Here is a 23554-nt window from a genome sequence, read left to right as displayed (position 1 = left end):
ACGCTACGATTAACATATTTTCCTTTCAATAATTTAAAAATCAGCGCCTAACTCTGATCATTATGGCGCTGATTTTTTTATTAGTATTTATTTAGGGAAAAATTAGCAAGCTGTCCTATTGTCATATCATCCATCGGGGGATTATGAAGGCCTGCTCGAACATCACGATAGTAGCGCTGCAGAGGACTTTTGGCAGAAAGGCTTCTTGCTCCCACAATTCTCATTGCCAAGTCGACCACTTCGATTGCCGTATTAGTTACCACTAATTTTGCGGCACTTAATTGTGGCAATAAAAGCTCTCTTTCCTCTTCTTTTGTTTCATCCCATTTTTTGCTGACAGAATAAAGAAAATATTTGGCTTGAAGCATTTTTAATTCCAGTTCACCAATTTTGGTGCGCACGCTTGGCAGTTCACTAATGGTTCCTGTAATGCTGTTTGGAGCATAGTTTTTGGCAAATAGAACCGCTTCTTTTTGTGCAGCTCCGGCAATGCCAAGATAACAAGCCGGAATATGCAATAGCCATGGATTTACCCGCTTTGCACCTCCTAATGTTTCAACATAATCCTCCTGCTCTACTTCCACATTCTCAAAATACACATCATGGCTTCCTGTGCCTTTTAAAGCAATGCTATCCCATGTTTCTTCTATGCGAATCCCTTTCTTTTCTTTGCGGATTAAAAAATTCCCTATTTCCTCTGAATCTTTAATAGAAGCAGAAACGACAAAATAATCCAATACTACAGACATCGTTGTAAACGATTTATGTCCATTGATGACCCATTTATCACCGATTTTTTCCGCCTTTGTCTGCGGCTTCCCTCCCCTTGTCGGACTGCCTGTTTGAGGTTCCGTTGCTGCTGCGTTAATTAATGCCCCTGCGTGCAAATCTTCATAAACAGCTGCTAAAACTTTCGGATTCCATTTATTTTCATACATATTGCGGACAACCCCCATATGCCAACCAATCGACAGCGCAGTCGCCCCATCTCCTTGGGCAATTACCTCTTGCAGCCTTATATAGTCATAAAGAGAAGTTTCTTTTCCCCCAAAAACTTTTGGAATGGTTAATACCGTATAGCCACAATTTTTTAAATCAGCAATATTCTCATACACAAACTCCCCTTTTTCATCTATCTCAGCCGCCCGTTTTTTAAAGTTTTCCGCAATCTTTTCTAATGCACTTATTCTTTCCTCAAGAGAATTCAAATCCGCTAAATTTTTGCTCATGTTTTCGTTCATCTTCCTTTCTTTTATCTATCTCTTCTAATCTATGTATTTTATTTTGATTTTTTTAGCATTGTCTATAACTTATATTCAAAGTAAATCATATCTATTGCATAAATGCCATTTTCAACGATTGTCTCTGGATAGTCTACAAAGAAGTTTTTCTTTATTTCAAAAAAACGAAAACCACATTTTTGATAAAAAGCAATATTTTCTATGCTAGAATTTGCAGTGCCCACGACTACTCGTTCTTTTTCCATTTTTTTTGCTAATTGAAGAATATGCTGAATACATGCTTTTCCATGTCCTTTGCCTCGAAACTCAGGAATAATCGCAATATTTTTTATTTCCCATGCATTTTCGCAGAAATCGATGATCAGCATACATCCAATTGTATCATTTTCTTCATTTTTTATTGCAAATAAAGTTCCTTCCTCCATATACCCCTTCACTATTTCCTCACTTTCATCTGCCATTAACAGAATGGGCAAAAAAGTGTCTCTATTTTTAGTCCTTACTCTTTCAAAAATAACCATATGCTTCTCCTTTGCATATATTTATTTCATTATAAGCTTTTATTGGGAATCAACGGAAAAATAACAACCCCTATTTCCATTCTTTCTAGGAAAACGGGGTTGTTTTTGTTAATTTTTCAATAATTTTTTGCGGTCTTCCATTTGCGGCTGCTGTTCCATCCATCCTTTTGTCGTCATAAATTCGCAACATCACTGCCGAATTTAAAAATATTGCTAATAATAATAGTAAGTTTCGGAGGGAGATCTTTCCTCAGACTAAAGGTTGTGTCAATTGCATTGTTTCCTAAACCAAAGCTGTAAAATAAATTTATGCAATACATCATCATTTTATCAGAAGAAGGAGATAACTGTGAAACAGTGAGACTCCCAACCCGTGCTCTTGGAATTAGAATATCATCTTTATGAAAGATATTTGATAAAGACTCAATAATGGACTTGGACAATTCTTTTCCTTTCACAATAAGCTGCATGCCAATCGTATTTGTTTCAATTGCATAATATAATATAAAGAAGAAACTTCAACTGTATTTAAACTTCTTTTTCCCCCAAACAACCTGTTGCTTTTAAGTGAATTTCCCCTTCTACAAACTCTACTTGTTTTGGCATAGATACTAATGGGGGCTTAGAAGTTTCTCCTTGAGCAACAAGAAAATCTGTAATTTCTCCATAAAATTGATGAATTTGTTATCAACATATCTTGATATAGATCAATAATATCACTCCGGTAAGATTGGCTTAAATGCAAAGTATGCAGTCCCATGCTGATTTCTGCAATAAGCCGCATACACTGGGGCATAAAGTTTTGCTAGAACAACGCTTCTATTTTTTCATTCATATCTTGTGCTGTAAAACCATATGGAATGACCGCACCTTCCTTTTCAAATAACTTTTCTATTTTTTCACGAAACCATTAATTTTCATATACACTTTCTTATATATCTATATCCCTATTTCTTGTGGTGATTCTGAAAAAGCAATAAAATGCTCTAAAAGTCGAAGAACCATAGTTTTTTTTTGATAAGACATCCAAAAATTTGCGAATTCCGAAGAAGTAAGAGAATCTTTTTTGCTCATGCTATTTTCCTCCAACATTAAATATTTATCATTAGCATTACTAAAAATAACTATTTTCATGTAGAAAGTAGCACTCAGTAAGTAGTAAACCAAAACAATCGCTGCAACCGGTAGAGAATATAACGAAAAACAGGAACGCTGTCTTCTTTATGATAATCTTTTGTATATTCTGCTCCTTGATTATTCCATAATTTTTCAAAATAACTTTTTATATCCTTCATCACTTTGGCTTCTTTAGCGCCAATTATTTTTACATTGGTTTCTAAATTAAGATCTGCTAAATTTCTTCGCGTATAATTTGCGGAGCCGCTTATAATGGTGTCTCCTTGTTTTCCTTCTATAAACATCATTTTTGTATGGTATTGTTCTTTCCCTGTGTTATACCATTTAATTTGCAAATTAGCAGGAGTAGCATTGACTAACTCAGCTGCCACTGGTATATTCGGCAAACCAGCTTTTTTATTGCCAAAAGAATTCTGATTAGGATCAAGAATAATATGTATCATCACATCACTGCTTGCAGCTTGTTTTAATGCGTCAACAATTTTCCGATCAGCAAGGTAGAGCATTCCAATCCAAATAATATCGCCTTTTTTAGTGGCTTTAATACTGGATAAAACATGTTTTGCTATTTTCCCTTCTGTTAAAAGCTGTACTTGGAGGTCAGAATACACTTCTTGTTTTTCTTTATATGTTGGAAAATCAATATCTTTTGAAAAATTACTCACACTATTTTCACTTTTTAAAGCATCTCCCACTATATTGCCTTTTATAAGAAAAGCAGTATTAGAATGATAGCCGCTAGCATCATGAATATTACCAGATGAAATAAGTGCCGCTTTTTCTGTTATCACTACTTTGCGATGATTTGCTTTCACATTTAAAAGATCTAAATAAGACCATATATTTACTTTCGGTGCACTATTTGCGAGCAAATTTGGCAATTGTCCATTCCCTTTTTCGCCAAACCATTGAAAAAACATTCGCCATATTCCTGAATAAAGAGGATTTGAATCTCGCAATACATGCAAGTTGGTCATAATCACTTCTATTCCATTCTCCTTCATTTTTGTTAACTCCTTCGAAGGATAAGAACTATAAGCTGTATTTACCCTATCTGTAATAAAAATGATGCTAATAGCAGGATAATCTTGTTTCTTTTTAATTAATGCATGAACAACAGTTTCCGTCATGTTAGGATAAACTTGATCTTTATCACTGTCTTTATTAAATAAAAACATATCGATTACAATAAATTTATTTGCTTCTTCTATTTGCTTTAAGATGCTAGTCAATATCTCCTGTTTTAATACCCTTTTTCCATTTTTATCCTTATAGGTAGTATCTTTTAGAAATTGTACATGATTGGAATAGTGAACTTCCCCTTCCATCGATAAACCTAGTGGCAATGGTTTTAAACTATGATAAAAAATAACGCTTATATAGATTGAAATAAATACAATCATGCCCGCAAAAAATATGTTTTTCTTTTTTATCCTCTTTTGTTTCACTTTAGACTCCCCCACACAGTAAACATAAACCGTTTATAACCATACCCTTTTGCAAATTTTTGCAAACTAGCACTTTTCCTTTTGGCTGTTTTCTAAAAGATCGTTATTTTTCGGATAGTTTCTAGGAGTAAATCCATGGTTAAATCAGGTGGATTGGAGTGAAAGGTGCGAGACTCCTGTGGGATTAGCGGGACAGGTGAGATCCAGCAGGCACAGCCTAAGGAGACTCACCGCCCGCCCCACGGAAAGCGAGCATCCTGGAACGGAAATCCACCTACTTCTTTAAAAGCAACAAAGTTTACGAAAACAGCCTTCTTTTTTATTGTGCACAATAAGCAAAAAAAATAAGAAGCCAGCTCTATAAATAGAACGGACTTCTCAACTCTTCAAACAATGGTTTTTTACTGTCCATTAATCAAAAAAATTACATATTATATTTTTTCTTAAATTTATCTACACGGCCGCCTGCTTCTGCAAACTTTTGTCGTCCCGTATAAAAAGGATGGGTGTCTGAACTAATATCTACTTTTATTACCGGATACTCCTTGCCATCTTTCCATAGCATTTTTTCATTAGAAATTTTAGTAGAACTGCTTAAAAAAGAAAAACCGCTGACAGTATCTGTAAAGATTACTTTATGGTAGTTAGGATGGATATTTTCCTTCATTTCTATCACCTCATCTTCATTATAAACGTAATGATTACGATTATCAAATATATTGATTATATTTTTTTAAAAAATGATGAGTTTTTAGGATAACATGGTACAATAATAGTGGCATGATACATAAATGTAAGGAGAGTTTGTTTTGATTATAGCTATTTTAATTGTCGTATCCTATTTAATTGGTTCCATTCCTTCCGGGCTTATAATAGGAAAAACATTCTACGGTGTAGATATTAGGCAGCATGGAAGCGGAAATCTTGGAGGGACAAACACTTTTCGCACATTAGGCAAAAAAGCAGGTTTCGCAGTGACAATTTCTGATATTTTAAAAGGTACAGTAGCAACACTTTTGCCAATGCTGTTTGCTTTAGATCTTGATGTAAATCCATTAATTTTTGGAGTTTTTGCCGTTATTGGCCATATGTATCCTATCTTCGCAGGATTTAAAGGTGGAAAAGCAGTTGCAACTTCTGCAGGTATTCTGTTAGGTCACGAACCTTTGCTGTTTTTATTTATCATTTTAATATTTTTCATTACTTTATATTTTTCAAAGTATGTGTCCCTATCTTCCATGGCAGCCGGATTTGCCGGGTTAATTTATTCTCTTGTATTATGGGATGATAAATTATTGATCGCTATATTAGCACTGCTTACGATTTTTGTTGTCTATAGGCACCGGGCAAATATTAAAAGAATTGCTAATAAAACAGAACCCAAGGTGAAATGGATTTAATCAACATAAGCCCTCGAATAAACGAGGGTTTTTTTATTAGATTGGCTTTTCTAAAGCTAAATGTTGATTTTGGCAGGATAGATTAATTGGAGTGAAAAGCGAATGCCTCTCGCTGCAATCAATAACCAAATTTAACACAAACATTAGATTAAATAAGCAAATTAGGATTAATTTCCTGAAAGCATTGAAATAATGCCGAAAAATTTTGTATGATAAATCTATTAATGTACATAACTATTATATTTTTACATAATCAGCTACTTTTTTGAAAAACCTTCTAAAAAAATGACATATCCTGATTTTTTTCGTCATAGAATGTATTAATTAATTTCCGAAAAATTAAGTGGAAACAGCAATTTCTTATTCTATTAAAGGATGGTATCATTTATGAACACTTTATCAAAGAATATAAGCAAACTTCCTTTTCCTTATTTTGTAATAAACAATCATCTAGAGATTCTTCACTCTTCTATACCCAATAGTCCTTCTATTAAATCATCATCCTTTGCAGATTATTTGCTTATAGATGAAGATGAATTTACAGGCTTTTTAAAAGGTGAAGATGCAGAAGTGGAAATGACGATTCAATTGCCTCATTTTCATTATGAATCCTTCTACAGACTGTACAAAGTGGAAGAAGATTCATTATATCATTTGTATTGCATACCATTAACAAAACAAGAAGAGCATGTACAAAAACTATCCAAACAAATCAATAAACAACTCTATGATTTTCATCAGCATATGAGGGAACAAAAAAACTTTTTTACAAAAACCATTCATTTATTTCGCGATGTAGCCCTTTCTAACGATTACAGTAATAATATTGGAAAATTAGCTGCAGGAATTGCACATGAAATACGCAATCCACTAACAACTGTAAAAGGATTTATTCAATTAATCAAACCTCATTTAAAAGAAATTAAAAAAGAGCGTTATGCCGATATCGCTTTGGAAGAAATTGACCGGGCTAATGATATTATTTTTGACTTCTTAAATGCATCTAAACCAAAAGATGACAATTGGGAGCATATCTCCATAAATAGATTAATAACAGATATTTGTACACTATTTGAAAGTGAATCTATTATGAAAAATGTTATGATTCAAATGGATCTTTGCGAACCATCTCCCTATGTATTTTTTAATGAAAAACAATTAAAGCAAGTACTCGTAAATATTATAAAAAATGCATTCGAAGCAATTGAAGAATGTCATGAAAAAAAAGGAAATAAATATATTCATGTAACGACATCTATAAAAAATTCGTTTTTTTGCATTGCTCTTAAAGATAACGGTTGTGGCATCAGCGAGTCTGGAATAAAAGAATTATTTAATCCCTTTTACACAACAAAAGGAAAAGGTACAGGAATTGGCTTAAGTGTCTGCAAAAAAATAATGGAAGATGCTGGTGGTAATTTATATGCAGAAAGCGAATTAAACAATGGGACTATTTTTTACGTTGAAATTCCCTTTAAAGAATAAGTTGCCCTGTTTGAGTGAAACTTCAATCAGTGGGGATTCTCCATATCCTACTGATTGTTGCTTGAAGTAATTGGGCTTTTTTATTTCATTTAATTAGCACCGTTTGCTAACATTTCTTGCCTCCGTATTAGCAATTATCTCTACCAAATCTTTTATTTCCCCCTCTATTCAAGCCGCGCTATTTAAACTTTTTTTATAAATCGAAACTTCAAATCAGTAAGGGTTTTCCACATCCCTCACTGATTGTTCGTTGAACCAATCAGGCTTTTACGACCAGTTCCCCCACTTAGATTTTTCGTTTTCTCTTACACTCTTAATTGAGGTGGAGATTAAAAGCCCGTTAATGCGTAATAAAATAAATAACCTCCTTCCTTAAATATATCAGATGTATATTATAAACAGTTTCTCTCCTTTATTAATTATTCCTATATCAAAAAATCCACGATACTAGCTCTATTCATTTCCTTTCTTTTCCCTAAACAAACAAAACCATTAAAATCGGCAAAATTAGTCGAATCCTGCTGCTAAGTTTGTTATCCTAAAGGAACGGACATAATAAACTATTCTAAAATAAAACTTCATTTATATCGATGCCAGAAGGAGAAATAGCAAAATGATGAAAAAGGTTATATTAGCAATTATCGCTTTTATTATTATTACCGTAGTTTCAGTAATATTAATAATGAGTAATAAAGGACAACAACAAGAGAAAATAGGGATGCAGCCTATACGCACTGCACCGACTGGAGACAAAAAATTAGAAAAAAGTATTACAATTGGAGCAGTTGGCGATATTCTTATTCATGATCGTGTATATAATGATGCACAAACAAGTAAAAAAACATATAATTTTAAACCGATGCTAGAAAAGATCAAACCTGAACTTTTAAAACCAGATATTCTTCTTGCGAACCAAGAAACGATTGTGGCAGGAACAAACATTGGACTTTCAGGATACCCTGCTTTCAACAGCCCACATGAAATTGCAGATGCCTTAAAAGAGGCGGGAGTAGATATCGTTACAACCGCCAATAATCATGCTCTTGACAGGGGACCAGACGGCCAAATGAAGTCTTTAGCTTATTTAAAAAAGATAAAAATGCCTTATGTTGGAACATTTACAAGTGCTAAAGATCAGCAAACAATCCGTATAATGGAGAAAAACGGCATAAAAGTGGCATTTCTTTCTTACACATATGGGACAAATGGCATTCCCATCCCAAATAAGCAACCATATATTGTGAATATAATCGATAAAAATAATATGAAAAAGGAATTAGCAAGGGCAAAAAAACAAGCGGATATTATTGTGATGGGAATTCATTGGGGAAATGAATATGAACGTTTTCCGAACACAGAACAAAAGGAATTGGCACAATTTTTAGTAAATGAAGGGGCAAACATCATTTTTGGAGGCCATCCCCATGTGTTACAGCATATGGAGTGGCTAACAAATAAACAAGGAAAGAAGGCGCTTGTTGTTTATTCATTAGGCAATTTCCTATCAGGCCAGGACGAGGATTATCGAAATATTGGTGGACTTGCTTCTGTTACCATAAAAAAAACCATAAAAAATAACCAGGCAGAAATACAATTAGAAAATCCAAGCTTTTTCCCTACTTATAATTATAGCAATAAAGAAAAAGACTATGAACTGCGGCCATTAAAAGAAGCAAATGATAAAAATCTAAAACATTCCTATAAGGAAATAATGGATCATATGATGCAGGAATTGCACTAAAGTGAAACTTCAATCAGTGAGGGTCAAAAGCCCGTTAAGACGTGATAAAAAAGTCGTACAAGTTTTTGTCGATATAAGCAGATATATAAAGAATTACTTTAGTCGCATAAATAAATAGTTTGTTTTATAATAGGGATAACGCTTCGTTGTTGTATCTATTTTGACAGAACTATAGAAGGTTAATGAAAAAAAAGGGAGTGTATCAAGTGAAAATTTTTATTAGCGACCAAGCTGCTTCTTGGTATAAGGAAGAAATGAATTTAAATGATGGAGATTATGTACGATTTTTTGCTCGCTACGGGGGATGCAGCACTGTCCAACAAGGATTTTCTTTAGGAATTTCAAAAGAAGAGCCAATTAATGTCGGCATATCTACAGAAAAATTTGGCATTACCTATTATATTGAAGAAAAAGATGTATGGTATTTTGATGATAGTGATTTTGCTGCTGAATTTAATGCGGAAGCAAATGAACCAGAGTATCATTTTACACAAACACAAGCTTAATTTTATTAAACAAACAAGCTTCCTTCTTTTTAAGAAGGAAGCTTGTTTGTTTTTTCACTTCAACATATAGGGGATGTTTTCGCTTTGAAGTATTTCTATTTGTCTTTTGCCTATTAAATCAAAATGAGAATAGCCATCTTTTCTTACATGAATCCATTCTTTTTGCAGACCGTATTTATTACCCCATGCTGCAAGTTTCGCTAAGTCAGAACAGCCTACTTTTGTGACACTTTTGCTTTCGGGAAACCGATCATCGAGCCAATAATGAGTCAAAAAGGCAATTTCGCCCTGATCAATTTGATGCTTCCATCGGGAGAGTTCCCTTCTATTTATGCCAAAAGCCATATAAATCCCTCCTATTATCAAAACTAGGAGAAAAAACACCAACCATACAAAAAATAGCTGTGGTTTGTTTTTCCTTGTTAATCTTGTTTTTTAATTTCTTCATATTTTTGAAACCATTCTGGAAAAGTCTTCTTAAATGATTTCGGTTTAAAGGTATCCTTGCTTACGATAATATGGGTGGAAGTTCCTTGTGCACATACATCTCCCTCACCATTTTCAACTGTATAGCCATATGTTGTTTTCAGACCATCATTTAGTTCAACCCATGTTTTCACAAATGCTTTATCTCCATATCTCAGAGGTTTTTTATAGGTTGCTTGAATATCATAAACAGGAGCAAAATATCCTTTGTTTTCCATCTCCACATAACTATATCCTAAATCCTCCAAAAATCCGCCTCTTCCTAACTCAAAAAACTTTAAATAATTAGCATGATAAATAACACCCATCATATCAGTGTCTGCATAATACAGCTGAATTTCTCTTGAACTAACATATTCCAAAGCTTTCAGCACTTCCTTTTTCTTTTTTATCCGCACTTCTAAAGTCATCTTCTTCCATATTGTTTGCTGCATCGATAAGATATGGATCAACTGCATAACTAGATAATGCTAAATAAAAGTTTTTATTAGTTTTAACAATTAATTACTATTATCACTATAACATACCTCCTTTGCGAATGAACAAAGGAGGTAATATAAACTAGATTTTAAATTGTTGTACAAGTACTTTTAACTCTTCTGCCAAATTAGTAAGTGATTTAGTGGAACTGCTAATTTCCTCCATAGAAGCTAACTGCTCTTCTGTAGATGCAGCTACTTCTTCTGCACTTGCTGCATTATCTTGTGCAGCATTTGCAATTTGTTTAGCTGATGTTAATGTTTTTTCTATGTTTTGTGACATCAGTTTCATTGTTTCCGTAATTTCGCCTACCTCAGGAGCTACGTTTCTAGTGCTTTCTAAAATGCTTGCAAATTTCCCAGATGTTTCTGTAGATACCACTAGACCTTGTTCCACATTCTTCATTACTTCACTCATCCTATTTACAGAGTTCTTTGTATCCTGTTGAATACTTCTTATGATATCAGCAATCAGTTTAGTAGATGTTTGTGATTCTTCTGCTAATTTCCTTACCTCTTCTGCTACAACAGCAAAGCCTTTCCCTGCCTCTCCAGCTCGAGCTGCCTCAATTGCAGCATTTAATGCCAGCAAGTTTGTTTGGTTTGCAATTACACTAATTACTTCAAGTATTTTTTCAATTTCATGTGAACGATGAGAAAGAGAAAAAATAACTTCATTAGAACTGCTGACGGAATCATGAATATTTCGCATTTGTTCTACAGTTCTTTCCACTGATTTACTTCCCTCTTCTGCCTCTTTAGAAGTGTTTGTTGCTACATTGGCAACATCTGTTATTCGTTTTACGATATAAAATGTATCTTGAAGAATCCCACTTAAAGCGGCTTCATTTTCATCCAGTTTTTCTGTTGCTGTTTCTACAGCACTTGAGATATCTTGAACTGCAGCAGAAACATGCTCCGTTGCAGCTTTTGTCTGTTCAGAACTAGCAGATAGCTGCTCAGATGAAGAGGCCAAATGTTCTACTGTATCACTTAGATTTGTAATGATTCCCCGCAAAGTGTCAGTCATTATTTTGAAACTATTTCCTAGCTTCCCTATTTCATCATCTTGTTTTACTATAATCTCTTCCGTGAAATCACCATTTGCTACTCTATTAGCGGATTGTATTAACCTTTCCATCGGTTTTGTAATAGACTTAATAATAAACACCACGAAGATTGCGCTTATGACCATACTTATTATAATGACAATGGCCGTTTTTTGTAAGATAGGAAATGCTTCTTTATTTACTTCATTCGAATATAAAGTTCCAGCTAGTTTCCATCCTGTTAAATCATTCGTTGTAAAAAACATCTTCTTTTTATCTTGACCATTATACAAATATTCAAATGTACCAGATTCCTTTTTGTAAAGGTTATCATTTTGAACACTTGCTGGCGCGGTAGAGCCTAATTCCTTTTTAGGATGATAAACAAACTTGTGTTGGGAATCAAGTATATATACATATCCTTCATTACCGACTTTTATTTTCTTGGCTATATTTGCTATCTCTTTTAAATTTACATTCACTGCCACTACTCCATTGCCATCTTTCGTAGTTCTGGCAATTCCTACAACTAAATTTCCTGTTGCTTTGGATATATAAGGAGCTGTAACAACTACTTCCCCTTTGTTTTGCATCGCCTGTTTATACCATTCTCTTTCCGTCGGATTATATTCTGGCGGGTTTTTTAAGGAAGAAGGTGAATTTATGTATACCCCCTCTTCTGTGCCAATATAGGCCAATTCTAATTCACTATGTATCTTTTTAAAGGTATCCAGTTCTTTTGAAACTTCTTTGCTCACTCCAATATTAGAGTTTTTTTGTTTTTTAATAGCGGAAGCATTTAATGATTCTGCTAGTACATCGACATCTCTTATTTTTGGTTCGATAAATTGGTCAATAATTTCATTCAGAGAATCTACCGACATTTTCGCAGATTGCATTATATCCTCTTCGACCCTTTGTTTCGATGAGTTATATGCAAATATACCAATGAGTAAAGCAGGAATAATTAAAAATGCTAGATAAGATACCCATAACTTCTTTTTCATCGTCCATACAAAATGGAACATTCTTTTTCGATTTGTTTCCCCCATGCTGCTCCCCCTAATTCTCCTCTAAACCATTTAGTTCTTTAGTCTTTATTTCACCTATAAAATATAGCACAAAACTCCTATGAAGAGAATAATCAATCCATAATCATCCAGTAAGCGTTTATCACTTTCTATTTAATCTTTTCTTTCTAACTAAATGAAAAAATCAAGAAAACCAAAACTCAACTCATTTGGAATATTGTTAAAAAAGAAGCTAAAAAGATATATATCGATCTAAATAAGATGCATTTCGTATTTTACTCAAAGTTGATTATTATTGGATGATGTAAAGTCTATTAAATCATCCAATTTCCCTTCTAAGCCCCTCCTTCATAATCTCTCACTTAACTATATGCAATAAAAATGCAGATCACATAGCCTAAATATAAATTAGACTTTGTAATCTGCATACTAATTGGAAATAATCATTATAGATATTTATTCTCAGCTGTTAGACTGGCCTAAATTTTGATTTTTAGAGTATCCTCTGAGCGCCTTTTGCAGATCTGCCTCTGTAATAATACTATGCTCTTTCTCTTTATCCATCTCTTCTTCCATTATCCTTAATGCCTGCATTTGTACCGATTCATCAATAATATTCGTTGCAAACCGTCCATTTCCTTGGGTTGGAATAGTTGCTAATGCTTCAAGCAGATAGCTGATTGCCTCATCAGATAATAGATAGTCGAATTTTGCTGCATAAAGTTTCATAATCTCTATCAATTCTTTAGCATTGTAATCGTCAAAAGGAATATATTTTTTAAATCTTGATTGCAGCCCTGGATTGCTTGCCAATAATTGTTCTGTTTCCTTTGGATATCCGGCTAAAACAACCACTAAATTTTCATTATGGTTCGTCATTTCCATCACAAGTGTGTCTACCACTTCTTTTCCGAAATCTTGATTAGAACCACTCAACAAGGAATATGCCTCATCAATAAAAAGCACGCCGCCTAATGCTTCGCGGATTTTCTTTTTTGTTTTAATCGCAGATTGTCCAACATATCCAGCAACAAAATCCGCTCTTGAAGTGACAATTAAATGACCCCTTTTTAAAATCCCGCAATCTTTAAGAAACTGGGCATAAAGCTTTGCAACCGTTGTTTTTCCTGTCCCTGGATTTCCTGTAAATACAGCATGAAGCTGGATAGGCAGAATTCTTTGCCCTTTTTCTCTTCGCAATTGCTGCATTTTCACAAAAGCAATAATTTTTTTTATTTCCGCCTTTACTCCATTCAGTCCAATTAATTGTTCCAATTCTTTTGCAGGATCTTCCATATCACTTTTCTCTTTATTGGAAAAGTCTTCTTCCTCTAAAAGGGTATAAGTTAATATATGTTTATTATTTGCAGGCTTGGCTCCTTTTTTAAAAATCGCATCTAACACAATATTTTTGACAGCACGTGCATTGCCAAATGATTCATCCACTTCTTCCCTTTCTAACCGATGGAGAAGCTCTTTTTTTCCACCCTTTGTTATAACATAATCGTTATCACTGGCAATTTTTTCGCCGATTACTAAAAGTTCCTCTTTAGAATAGTTAGGAAGATGCATAAAATTAGATGATGGAAAACGACTGCGCAATCCATGATTACTTTCTAGAAACTGGCGCATTTCCTCTGGGTATCCCGCAAGAATCACCGCAAATTTGCCGCCAAATTCATCTCCTGTCATTAGGGATACAAGTGTATCAATAGCAGCTTGTCCATAATCATTCCCTGACTGCCCTTCTCTTTTTAAGCTATATGCTTCATCAATAAAAAGTACGCCCCCTAATGCTTGCTTGACAATGGAACGGACATTTTCTTCTGTTTGCCCCATAAAACCACCAATTAATTGAGAGCGGTCTACTTCCACTACCTCTTCACTTGGCAGAACACCTAATTCATGATAAATGTGCGCTAATAAACGTGCTAATGTTGTTTTTCCTGTTCCTGGATTTCCAGTGAAAATCATATTAAGACTTAATTCATCTTGGATTGTAAAGCCTAACTTTTTTCGGGAATGCTGATATTTTAAAAATCGATAATAATCTTCTACACGTTTTTTTACAGTTTCTAAACCAATCATCTGTCCTAAAACTTCTAACGAAGATTCTTTTTGTTCGTTTCTTTGTTCTTCTTCCATAAATAATTGATTCCAGCCAGCAATTAATTCATTCAGCTTTTCTATGTCTTTTTTTACAGTTTCATAATAAATGGCAGTATGGAACACGCCGCTAATGGATTCTTCATATTCTTCCGCTGCTTTTAATAATTCTGATGTTTTTAAAACAACTTGTTTCAATTGTTCCGTGATTTCGCTGTATTTGGAAATAGCCTGACTATTTTGCGTCTCAACAGCAGATTTTTTATTTGCTGCAAGTTTATCTTGTTCTTCTTCTACTTCATCGAGAAACTTTCTGCAAAGATTTATATATTGTTCCGCTACTTTTCTTTTAGCTGTTCGATTATCTGTTTCCCTAATAGATGGAAAAACTAAATCCTTTAATAGATGACGGTAATTTTGCCAATCATGCTGGGATAAAAAATTAGCTGCTTTTTTATTTGCGGCATCTAATTCAACCGCTTTATTGAGCCAGGCTAACGCAATCGTATTTTTTTCATCCTTACGAATACGAGAAATAGCTGCCATTGTTAGCAGCTCAGACAATTCTTTTGCCTTTTCCGTTTCATTCATCCTGCCAATTAGATGAAGGATTTTTTCTTCGTCAATAATAAAGCCATTATCATCAAATTCTTTTTTTATTGCTGCAAACAGCATTTTATCGTCGTGTTTTATCTTTTCTACATTCATTTTATTCACTTCACTCTATCCATTATTCTAGTTCATCCTTTTATACTATCATATTCAAACAAATTCGTTAATTGATACAGCATTTATTTATGGACAATGCACATTATCTTTCTTTTTTCCCCATAAAAATAAGCTCCCACAACCAACGTTGCGAGAGCTTCATTTTTTTATTCCCCTTTAGTTTGAATCACTTGAGGATGCTGTCCAGATGTATCCTGCATTTGTTTTCCTTTATTGCCTCCAGCACTTCTTGACTTTGTACCGATATGACTTGGAACAAAATGTTTGCTGTCCTTTTTTGGATTACCCATGCTATCATCTCCTTCCTATTATATTGTGCACCAGTAAGAAGAAGATGATAGATGGTAATTGTTGTTTATCCTGTTATAACATATAACCTATCTTTTAAGTTTGTTTTTATGTAAGGATAGGAAAAATCTAAGCGAAAGCAACCACCTGTAGATGGCCGAGTTCTTATCTTGCTTTTTTAAGATGTTTATTTTCCAGGCGTTCTTCAATTTTTTCAATTGCTTCCCTATCTTTTAATAATTGTAGTTTATTTTCTGCTACCAATTCTTGGAATGAACGTTTTCGTGGTTTTCTCATAATTAAAAACTCCTTTTTTTATTTATTTTTATTTTTTCCAAATCTCTCTATTATTATTACAAATTTTAGAAAATTTCTTCCCTAAAAAATATTTTTAAAATAATTTTTATTCTGAATATTTAAATCATTTATAAAAGGAGCTTGTCTCCGTGCTCCTCCTATATTTATTATATCGTATTTTAATACGAATGTAAAACGCTTTCATTAATTATTTTGAAAATTCTCTCATGATCTCAATCGGCATTGCTGAATAAAACTTGTGTTGAATAATTCCCTTTTCATCTATAAAAAAGGTAGTAGGAATAGTGACAACTTTATATTGCTCATTGACCCGATTATTTTCATCCAACAATATCGGAAAGGTAATCTTTTTAGATTGAACAAATTCAATCACATCCTCTGACCCATCAATATTAACTGCAAGTATTACAACATCTTTTCCTTTTTCTTCAAAAAACTGTTGAATTGCTGGCATTTCTTGTTTGCATGGAGGACACCATGTTGCCCAGAAATTAAGCATTACTTTTTTTCCTTTAAAATCAGAAAGCTTAAGCGTTTCTCCCTTTAAATTTCTTAAAGAAAAATCAGGAGCTTTTGCACCAATCTCTAATGGTTTTGTTTTTGCCGCAATTGCAGTATGCTCCAAACTAGCTGCATACAAAAAACATAAACCTATCAATAAAATAATTTTCTTAACCATCATTTCACATCCCTTTTATACATATCCTCTTTGTAGAATGTCCAAAACCTTTTAAATTACATATTTTGCAATTATTTTTTCTTTTGGATGCGTAAAATTAATTAATTGTTTCCAAAAAAGTAAATAACAGCAGCTTTAGGCCGTTATTTACTTTTTTACTTAATCATTATCCAAATGAAGAACTTTGCCCGTTTCAGCAGATATTTCTACATCTACATCTTGCCCATTTTTTTGGACAATTTCTATATCATAATAATACTGTCCTGCCTCTTCATCTAATTCTATTTCCATTACCGTTCCTGGCGCTTTTTTTAATGCTGCTTCTTTTGCTTGTTCTTCTGTTACTTTAATGTTTTTTTGCATCGTTTCTTTTGTAAGAACATCACCAGTATCTGCGTTGATATATATTTCATCATCGTCATGTTCAGTTTCTTCTAAAAATTCCACTTGATATAACTTTTCCCCCTTTGAATTTACTTCTATCTCCATTTCTTCTACCGTTTTGTTTGTTTTTTCCGAAGCAATTTTTGCTGCCTCTTCTTTCGATACATTTGTTTGAGCTGTCATAACAGAAATTGGATTTTCCGCTGCAAATCCTTTTTGCTCACTTCCTATATAATAGCCAGCTGAAGCTAACCCAAGTACTGTAGCCAAACCAATTGAAATTTTCGTCCATTTATTTCTCATCATTTATTCCTCCTTAAATTCTATACCATTATCTTATCCTTAGAAAATGAGAAGAAAAAAGAAGTAAAATGAGAAAACAATGAGAAATAAAAGAGAAATTTATTATTTTTTAATAAAACTACCTTGGTTTGAAGTTGTTTTATTAGGCTGTTTTCTAAAAGATTGTTGTTTTTCGGATAAAATCCATGGCTAAAACAGGTGGATTGGAGGGACAGGTGAGACCCCACTACACATACGCCGAGGATGCTCACTGCCCGCCCCACGGAAAGCGGGCATCCTGAAATGGAAATCAACCTACTCCTTTAAAAACAACAAAGTGTACGAAAACAGCCTTTTATTATAATTATAGTGCCACAAGTTAGTCATCTTCCCAATTGATCGATAAAACGGTGCCGCTATATGCATTAATATAAATCTTTACTTCTGTTTTTTCAGCCGTTTCCATTTCCACTTCATACACTAGCTGATTTGCTTCTTCTTCCAACTCTACTTCTTTTACGCTACCTTGCACTTCTGCTTGGGCAATTTCTTTCGCTTTATTTTTTTTGATAATTGCTGTTTCTTCTATACTATTTTTTGATTCTTGTTTAATGCTTCCTGTTTGCCGATTTATTTTATAAGTCATTTCTTTATTATCGGCTTCTAAAATGACAACAAAATAAGCTATGCCATTTTCTGTTTGTGCTGTGGTTGACTTTAATGTTCCTTTATAGGTTGCTGTCACAAGTTTAACTGCTTCTTCTTTCGTCAGCTCCTTATCTTCTTTTTGCTGACTGATTTTTGCTGCTTGTAGATCAGCAATAGCACCAGTTTGTGCATCTACAGAAATGTTATATATTCCTTTCTCATTTTGCAGGACAGCATCATATCGTAATTGTCTTTCTTTTTTTATTTCTTCTATACTGACTATTTCTCCGTCATACTTTTTTATTATGATTGTTTCTGCCTCTTTTAAAGTAATTCTATCTTGTTTTTTCATAAAAAAATAGCTGACAATAAGGAGAATAACACCAATAATAACAAATACACCAATTTTCCCTATCCTTTTCATATACATGCTCCTGACATTATAAGCACTTTTATTGATAAAATGAAAAGATACAAATCACTTTTGTGCCTTCTCCTACCATGCTTTCCACTTGAATTTCACCATTATGGGCTCTGACTATTTTTTGGGCAATCGCTAATCCTAAACCACTTCCCCCAGATTCCCTGCTTCTGGCTTTATCTACACGATAAAAGCGCTCAAATATGTGCTCTAAATCCTCTTTTGCAATTCCTGTTCCGTTGTCTATGATTTCACATCTAATATTATCGCTTTTTGTTATTTTAATTGTAATACTATTGCTGCTATACTTTATGGCATTATCTAATAATATAAACAACAGCTGTTTTATTTTTTGTTTATCCCCTTTTATGAAGGCATCATCTAATGCACCATTGACAATAATGCTTCTTTGATGGGCAATCTCCATCTTTTTAGCAGTTTCCGTAGCAATAGCAGCTAAATCTATTGTTTCTAATTCAAGATTCATCTGACCATTCCCACTTGCTAATTCAAGCATTTGATTAGTCATTTCTTTCATGCGAATGGACTCAGAATGAATCGCCTCCACAGCTTCGTCTAATATATCTTCCCTTTTTTTTCCCCATCTTTTTAGCATATTTGCATAACTTTCAATAACAGTTAATGGGGTTTTTAACTCATGGGAAGCATCTGAAACAAATTGCTGCTGTCGTTCAAACTGTTTTTTTAACAGTATAATCATCTTGTTAAATGTTTCTCCAAGTTGATATAATTCGTCTTTTTTGCGCAAATCAAAAGAGAGTTGTTTAAAATCACCGCTGCTTTGAATTTCTTCCATCGTTTTAATCATGGATTGAATAGGAGAAAGAAGCAAATTAGACAATAATCTGCCTGCAAAGTATGTAGGGATAATAATGATAATGGAAGCAGCAATTAAAATAATGCCAAGTATTCCTAATATATGCCGTGTACTTTCAATATTTTCAGTCATTACTAATGTAACAATAGTGCCATCCTCCCAAATAATTGGCATATTTACTACAGCGAAAATGTGGTTATTTTGTTCCACAATCTCTTCTATTTGCCTTGTTTCAAACCCGCTTGAAACTTTGGCATAATCAGCATTTTTAGTGGAAGTTAAAATGGTCTCATTTGCACCAATAATCTGGATCATACCGTCAGCTGGGACATAGGCCCGTATCATGTTTTCTATCGATGCCTCTGTTTTTAATGTTTGGATGCTAGTTGTTGCTTGTTCTACATTTGCCATCGTTTTATTGAGCACATCATTATATAATAACGTTTGGAAAATAATATAAATGGACATATTTACAACAAGCATAATAATAAAAAGAAAAATCGTCGAAAAAAGCTGGATACGTGTCCTTATTTTCATGATCCGCCTTCCTTTATAAGATAACCGACACCACGAACTGTTTGGATAAGCGCTTTTTGGAAAGGATAATCCATTTTTTTGCGCACATAACGAATATACACATCCACTACATTGGTATCGCCAATATAATCATATCCCCACACATTGTTTAAAATTTGCTCCCTAGATAGCACAATATTTTTATTTTCAAGCAAATAAACCAATAATTCAAATTCGCGTGGTGTTAAATCAATTTTCTTATTTGCCCGCATGACCGCATATGATTTTACAAAAACTTGCAAATCCTCCACCTGAAGAATTTTTTCCTGCTCTTGTTTCAATATTTGCTGCTGCACTCTAAGACTCGCACGAATTCTTGCAAGCAATTCTTCAATCTGAAATGGTTTTGTCACATAATCGTTTGCACCTACATCTAATCCTGCCACTTTATCTGGAATAGAATCTCTTGCAGTCAACAAAATAACAGGTACATTATTCCCTGCATTTCTTATTCTTCGCAGTACCTCCAAACCACTTATTTCAGGAAGCATTACATCAAGTAAAACAAGACTCCAGGGAGATTCCATCACCTTGTTTAATCCTTCTGTTCCTGTATACACACTTTCCGTAGCATATCCCTCAAATTCTAATTCCATTGACAGCACTCTAGCAATTTTTTGTTCATCTTCAATAATAAGTATTTTTTCTTTTGTCACTGCATTCACCGCCTTTTAAAAGACTTTCTATATTATTATTTTATCGCAATTACATGTAGCTTAACAGAATAGACCCCATTATAGATGCCTATTTTTATTAGCTTTATTTTCTCACAAAAAACACTCTAAAGATTTTCTTTAGAGTGTTTTTTGTGCAGCCTATTAATTTATAGTGCGTTAAATGTTTCTGTTAATACAGGAACAATTTGTTTTTTACGGGATACAACACCTTTTAATAATACTGTATTGTTTTCTAATGTTACATTAAATGCTTTTTCCACTGCTTCAGTTTTGCTTCCTACTGCTAATGCAACAGAATCATTGTTTAAGATATCTGTTACAACAAGCAAAAATAGATCTAAGTTTTTAGCAGCAATTGTTTTATTTAATGCTTCTTCCAACTCTGCTTGTTTAGCTAATACATCGTTTGTATCAACAGCATTTACTTGAGCTACTTCCACTTTATATGTACCCATTGGGAATTCTTTTGCATCAAGTGAAATCAATTGTTCTACTGTCTTATCGCTTAAATCAGCACCAGCTTTTAGCATTTCTAAACCATATTCTTCAGCATTAACGCCTGCAATTTCAGCAAGTTCTTTTGCCGCTTGAATATCTTGTTCTGTGCATGTTGGCGATTTAAATAATAAAGAGTCAGAAATAATGGCAGAAAGCATTAATCCTGCTACTTCTTTTTTGACTTCTACGCCATTTTCTTTGTACATTTTATTTAAAATAGTTGCTGTACATCCAACTGGTTCTGCACGATAGTACAAAGGATCGCTTGTTTCAAAATTAGCAATACGGTGGTGGTCGATTACTTCTAGGATAGACACTTCTTTAATATCTTCCACACTTTGTTGGAATTCATTATGATCCACTAGGATAACCGATTTTGCTTCAGAAGCTGCTTTTTCAATAAATCTAGGCGCTTCTGTTTTAAAATAATCAAGAGCATATTGTGTTTCGCCGTTTACTTCTCCTAAACGAACTGGTTCAGCGTCTACACCTAAGTCCTTTTTTAATTCTGCATATGCAATTGCAGAACAAATAGTATCCGTATCAGGATTCTTATGACCAAATATTAATACTTTTTCCATAAATTAAATTCTCCTTGCAACAATTAATAATTGAATCGTTAATAGGTATACATTACCTTTTAAGCCATCTATAGTTATTTTAACATATCCGTCACAAATTAAAAGAACTGCATAAAAAAAAACTACTATTCCTAGTACTTTAGATTGTATTAATCATGTACTACTAAAATAGTTTTCTATTAACCTTACAATAAAAGGAGGAAGGCATTTGCCTTCCTCCTTTTATATGCCTGTTATTAGAACTTAAATTGATAGTTGTTAATTTCCCAAGCATGAACTGCTGTACGATAGCTATCCCACTCAGCTCTTTTAGCAGCTACATATTCATTAAATACATGCTCTCCAAGTGTTTTAAGACCGATTTCACCAGCTTCTAATTCAGCAACAGCTGCTTCTAATCCACCAGGCAAGCTATCAATTCCAAGCTCTTCACGACGCTCTTCTGACATATGGAAGATATCTTCGTTTACTGGAGCTGGAGCTTTTAAGCCTTTTTCTACTCCATCTAAACCAGCAGAAGCGATTACTGCAAATGTTAAGTATGGGTTAGCAGATGGATCTGGACAACGAAGTTCTACACGAGTTGCCATTCCTTTTTTCGCAGGAATACGGATTAAAGCAGAACGGTTAGATGCAGACCAAGCTAAATAGCAAGGTGCTTCATATCCAGGAACTAGACGTTTGTAAGAGTTTACTAGAGGATTTGTTACCGCTACAAAACTCTTAACATTTTCTAGAAGACCTGCGATAAATGAATAAGCTGTACTTGAAAGCTGCAATTCGTCAGACTCATCAAAGAATATGTTTTGGCCATCTTTGAAGAATGACATGTTAACATGCATTCCAGAACCGTTGATTCCGAATACTGGTTTAGGCATAAATGTAGCATGTAAACCGTATTGTGCTGCAATTGTTTTTACAACCCATTTATAAGTAGTTGAAAGGTCTGCTGCAGTTAAAGCGTCAGCATATTTGAAGTTTATTTCATGTTGACCTTCTGCTACTTCATGGTGAAGTGCTTCAATTGTGAAGCCCATTGCTTTTAATGCTTTGAAAATTTCCACACGAACTTTTTCGCCTAAATCTTTTGGTGATGGCTCAAAGTATCCGCCTAAATCGCCAAGTTCAGTTGTTGGATAACCATTTTCGTCTGTTTTGAATAAGAAAAACTCTAATTCAGGACCTACAGAAATGGAATATCCTTGTTCAGCTGCACGTGCTACTGTTTTCTTAAGAACATTACGAGTATCTCCTTCAAATAATGTTCCATCTGGATTTGTTACAGAACAAAGGAAACGAGCTTCTGAATACCCTTCTGTTTCAGTCCAAGGTAGTACTACAAATGTATTTAAATCTGGAGCAAGGTAAGAGTCTGATTTATTAATAGGTGAAAAACCTTTAATAGAAGATCCATCCATCATAATTTTTCCTTCAGCAGCGTCATCTAATTGTGCTGAAGTAATTGTGATATTTTTTAAAATCCCTTCGATGTCAACAAATTGTAGATGTAATAATTCTACACTTTTCTCTTTAATAATTGATTGAATTTGTCCTAATGTAATCTCTGTCATGTCAATTTACCTCACAATTCATGTTCATTTAACTAACTTGACTTTATTATAAGTAATCTTTTATTTTTATACAATGCTTTTTTTTAGAAAAGTTTTTCGTATTTTTTAAATATTTAACTAGATAGCGTTTACAATGTTGATTTAATGCATTTTCATAATTTTTATTTTTTTTATAAAAAAGTTAGAAAGTTTAAAATCATGTGAAAAAAAGCTCGAATTTTGTCTCAATCATATACTATTTAACCGCAATTTCCAGCTTCCTAATTCCATTTAAACAGCATATATTGTCTATAAATCTTTTAAAAATATTTTTTTCGACAACTTGTTCCAAAATTCTTCTGCCTTTTTTTACTCGGTTATCCCCTTCTTACCATTAGCCATACACTTGGCATTTAGATAACCGAATGCAAGTTGCTTTATTTCTTGACTATAAT

23 protein-coding genes are annotated in these 23554 nt (G+C 33.6%); 4 read left to right on the top strand and 19 right to left on the bottom strand.

The annotated features are described in order from the left end of the window. Positions 1-80 precede the first annotated feature (80 nt). The 6 genes from CWS01_RS17580 to CWS01_RS17555 form a co-directional block, all read right to left on the bottom strand. The gene (locus tag CWS01_RS17580; protein ID WP_101178474.1) at positions 81-1229 is read right to left on the bottom strand and encodes an acyl-CoA dehydrogenase family protein; all 1149 of its coding nucleotides are present in this window, start codon (positions 1227-1229) and stop codon (positions 81-83) included. Between the two features lie 74 nt (positions 1230-1303). After that, positions 1304-1762 (bottom strand): GNAT family N-acetyltransferase, encoded by a 459-nt coding sequence (locus CWS01_RS17575; protein WP_205161162.1) that lies wholly within the window; start codon positions 1760-1762, stop codon positions 1304-1306. A gap of 173 nt (positions 1763-1935) precedes the next feature. Further along, entirely contained in the window at positions 1936-2232 is a 297-nt protein-coding gene (locus CWS01_RS23530; protein ID WP_101178473.1) for a DUF3231 family protein, read from the bottom strand. A gap of 469 nt (positions 2233-2701) precedes the next feature. Further along, entirely contained in the window at positions 2702-2836 is a 135-nt protein-coding gene (locus CWS01_RS23230; RefSeq protein WP_268877085.1) for a hypothetical protein, read from the bottom strand. 74 nt (positions 2837-2910) lie between these two features. After that, a complete protein-coding gene (locus CWS01_RS17565; protein WP_235852105.1) occupies positions 2911-4347 on the bottom strand; it encodes a phospholipase D family protein in 1437 nt (478 codons plus the stop codon). 424 nt (positions 4348-4771) lie between these two features. Beyond that, complete coding sequence (locus CWS01_RS17555) at positions 4772-5014, bottom strand: type B 50S ribosomal protein L31 (protein WP_101178471.1); 243 nt, start codon at positions 5012-5014, stop codon at positions 4772-4774. A gap of 142 nt (positions 5015-5156) precedes the next feature. Between CWS01_RS17555 and plsY the strand changes: the two genes are divergently transcribed. The 4 genes from plsY (at position 5157) to CWS01_RS17535 (ending at position 9479) form a co-directional block, all read left to right on the top strand. Continuing rightward, on the top strand, positions 5157-5747 hold the full coding sequence (gene plsY / locus CWS01_RS17550) for a glycerol-3-phosphate 1-O-acyltransferase PlsY (RefSeq protein ID WP_101178470.1): 591 nt from the start codon (positions 5157-5159) through the stop codon (positions 5745-5747). 387 nt (positions 5748-6134) lie between these two features. Next, entirely contained in the window at positions 6135-7232 is a 1098-nt protein-coding gene (locus tag CWS01_RS17545; RefSeq protein WP_168714421.1) for an ATP-binding protein, read from the top strand. Between the two features lie 613 nt (positions 7233-7845). After that, the gene (locus CWS01_RS17540) at positions 7846-8973 is read left to right on the top strand and encodes a CapA family protein (protein ID WP_101178468.1); all 1128 of its coding nucleotides are present in this window, start codon (positions 7846-7848) and stop codon (positions 8971-8973) included. Between the two features lie 206 nt (positions 8974-9179). After that, on the top strand, positions 9180-9479 hold the full coding sequence (locus CWS01_RS17535) for a HesB/YadR/YfhF family protein (protein WP_101178504.1): 300 nt from the start codon (positions 9180-9182) through the stop codon (positions 9477-9479). Between the two features lie 54 nt (positions 9480-9533). On the opposite strand, the gene CWS01_RS17530 is transcribed toward CWS01_RS17535, so the two are convergent. The 13 genes from CWS01_RS17530 to glnA form a co-directional block, all read right to left on the bottom strand. After that, a complete protein-coding gene (locus CWS01_RS17530; RefSeq protein WP_101178467.1) occupies positions 9534-9824 on the bottom strand; it encodes a hypothetical protein in 291 nt (96 codons plus the stop codon). A 77-nt stretch (positions 9825-9901) separates the two neighbouring features. Beyond that, on the bottom strand, positions 9902-10375 hold the full coding sequence (locus CWS01_RS17525) for an acyl-CoA thioesterase (RefSeq protein WP_168714422.1): 474 nt from the start codon (positions 10373-10375) through the stop codon (positions 9902-9904). 151 nt (positions 10376-10526) lie between these two features. Then, on the bottom strand, positions 10527-12545 hold the full coding sequence (locus tag CWS01_RS17520; protein ID WP_101178466.1) for a methyl-accepting chemotaxis protein: 2019 nt from the start codon (positions 12543-12545) through the stop codon (positions 10527-10529). 441 nt (positions 12546-12986) lie between these two features. Then, complete coding sequence (locus CWS01_RS17515) at positions 12987-15338, bottom strand: AAA family ATPase (RefSeq protein ID WP_101178465.1); 2352 nt, start codon at positions 15336-15338, stop codon at positions 12987-12989. Between the two features lie 167 nt (positions 15339-15505). Then, the gene (locus CWS01_RS17510; RefSeq protein WP_101178464.1) at positions 15506-15649 is read right to left on the bottom strand and encodes an acid-soluble spore protein N; all 144 of its coding nucleotides are present in this window, start codon (positions 15647-15649) and stop codon (positions 15506-15508) included. Positions 15650-15812: 163 nt separating this feature from the next. Continuing rightward, complete coding sequence (locus tag CWS01_RS17505) at positions 15813-15944, bottom strand: FbpB family small basic protein (protein WP_101178463.1); 132 nt, start codon at positions 15942-15944, stop codon at positions 15813-15815. A gap of 208 nt (positions 15945-16152) precedes the next feature. Continuing rightward, positions 16153-16644: a peroxiredoxin family protein gene (locus CWS01_RS17500; protein ID WP_101178462.1), complete on the bottom strand. Its 492-nt coding sequence runs from the start codon at positions 16642-16644 to the stop codon at positions 16153-16155. A 159-nt stretch (positions 16645-16803) separates the two neighbouring features. Further along, positions 16804-17331 (bottom strand): PepSY domain-containing protein, encoded by a 528-nt coding sequence (locus CWS01_RS17495; RefSeq protein WP_168714420.1) that lies wholly within the window; start codon positions 17329-17331, stop codon positions 16804-16806. 358 nt (positions 17332-17689) lie between these two features. Next, a complete protein-coding gene (locus CWS01_RS17490; protein ID WP_168714419.1) occupies positions 17690-18382 on the bottom strand; it encodes a PepSY domain-containing protein in 693 nt (230 codons plus the stop codon). Between the two features lie 28 nt (positions 18383-18410). Continuing rightward, positions 18411-19754 (bottom strand): sensor histidine kinase, encoded by a 1344-nt coding sequence (locus CWS01_RS17485; RefSeq protein WP_101178459.1) that lies wholly within the window; start codon positions 19752-19754, stop codon positions 18411-18413. Next, positions 19751-20449 (bottom strand): response regulator transcription factor, encoded by a 699-nt coding sequence (locus tag CWS01_RS17480; protein ID WP_101178458.1) that lies wholly within the window; start codon positions 20447-20449, stop codon positions 19751-19753. The genes CWS01_RS17485 and CWS01_RS17480 overlap by 4 nt, the downstream gene beginning before the upstream one ends. Positions 20450-20616: 167 nt before the next feature. After that, positions 20617-21549 carry a manganese-dependent inorganic pyrophosphatase gene (locus tag CWS01_RS17475; RefSeq protein ID WP_101178457.1) on the bottom strand — a complete coding sequence of 311 codons (933 nt, stop codon included), beginning with the start codon at positions 21547-21549 and terminating at the stop codon, positions 20617-20619. A 236-nt stretch (positions 21550-21785) separates the two neighbouring features. After that, positions 21786-23120 (bottom strand): type I glutamate--ammonia ligase, encoded by a 1335-nt coding sequence (gene glnA, locus CWS01_RS17470; RefSeq protein ID WP_101178456.1) that lies wholly within the window; start codon positions 23118-23120, stop codon positions 21786-21788. Positions 23121-23554: the final 434 nt, after the last annotated feature.

Origin of the sequence: Niallia nealsonii, assembly GCF_002835805.1 — a bacterium.
In the GTDB taxonomy this organism is placed as follows: domain Bacteria; phylum Bacillota; class Bacilli; order Bacillales; family Cytobacillaceae; genus Niallia; species Niallia nealsonii.
The sequence above is the reverse complement of the archived record's forward strand: the minus strand, read 5'-3'. Positions and strand labels throughout refer to the sequence as shown.

Bases quoted from the DNA above. Each gene is read 5' to 3' on its own strand.
- CWS01_RS17580 (WP_101178474.1), bottom strand. From the start codon at position 1,229: ATGAGCAAAAATTTAGCGGATTTGAATTCTCTTGAGGAAAGAATAAGT.
- CWS01_RS17575 (WP_205161162.1), bottom strand. From the start codon at position 1,762: ATGGTTATTTTTGAAAGAGTAAGGACTAAAAATAGAGACACTTTTTTG.
- CWS01_RS23530 (WP_101178473.1), bottom strand. From the start codon at position 2,232: ATGCAGCTTATTGTGAAAGGAAAAGAATTGTCCAAGTCCATTATTGAG.
- CWS01_RS23230 (WP_268877085.1), bottom strand. From the start codon at position 2,836: ATGAGCAAAAAAGATTCTCTTACTTCTTCGGAATTCGCAAATTTTTGG.
- CWS01_RS17555 (WP_101178471.1), bottom strand. From the start codon at position 5,014: ATGAAGGAAAATATCCATCCTAACTACCATAAAGTAATCTTTACAGAT.
- CWS01_RS17545 (WP_168714421.1), top strand. From the start codon at position 6,135: ATGAACACTTTATCAAAGAATATAAGCAAACTTCCTTTTCCTTATTTT.
- CWS01_RS17540 (WP_101178468.1), top strand. From the start codon at position 7,846: ATGATGAAAAAGGTTATATTAGCAATTATCGCTTTTATTATTATTACC.
- CWS01_RS17530 (WP_101178467.1), bottom strand. From the start codon at position 9,824: ATGGCTTTTGGCATAAATAGAAGGGAACTCTCCCGATGGAAGCATCAA.
- CWS01_RS17525 (WP_168714422.1), bottom strand. From the start codon at position 10,375: ATGACTTTAGAAGTGCGGATAAAAAAGAAAAAGGAAGTGCTGAAAGCT.
- CWS01_RS17520 (WP_101178466.1), bottom strand. From the start codon at position 12,545: ATGGGGGAAACAAATCGAAAAAGAATGTTCCATTTTGTATGGACGATG.
- CWS01_RS17515 (WP_101178465.1), bottom strand. From the start codon at position 15,338: ATGAATGTAGAAAAGATAAAACACGACGATAAAATGCTGTTTGCAGCA.
- CWS01_RS17510 (WP_101178464.1), bottom strand. From the start codon at position 15,649: ATGGGTAATCCAAAAAAGGACAGCAAACATTTTGTTCCAAGTCATATC.
- CWS01_RS17505 (WP_101178463.1), bottom strand. From the start codon at position 15,944: ATGAGAAAACCACGAAAACGTTCATTCCAAGAATTGGTAGCAGAAAAT.
- CWS01_RS17500 (WP_101178462.1), bottom strand. From the start codon at position 16,644: ATGGTTAAGAAAATTATTTTATTGATAGGTTTATGTTTTTTGTATGCA.
- CWS01_RS17495 (WP_168714420.1), bottom strand. From the start codon at position 17,331: ATGAGAAATAAATGGACGAAAATTTCAATTGGTTTGGCTACAGTACTT.
- CWS01_RS17490 (WP_168714419.1), bottom strand. From the start codon at position 18,382: ATGAAAAGGATAGGGAAAATTGGTGTATTTGTTATTATTGGTGTTATT.
- CWS01_RS17485 (WP_101178459.1), bottom strand. From the start codon at position 19,754: ATGAAAATAAGGACACGTATCCAGCTTTTTTCGACGATTTTTCTTTTT.
- CWS01_RS17475 (WP_101178457.1), bottom strand. From the start codon at position 21,549: ATGGAAAAAGTATTAATATTTGGTCATAAGAATCCTGATACGGATACT.
- glnA (WP_101178456.1), bottom strand. From the start codon at position 23,120: ATGACAGAGATTACATTAGGACAAATTCAATCAATTATTAAAGAGAAA.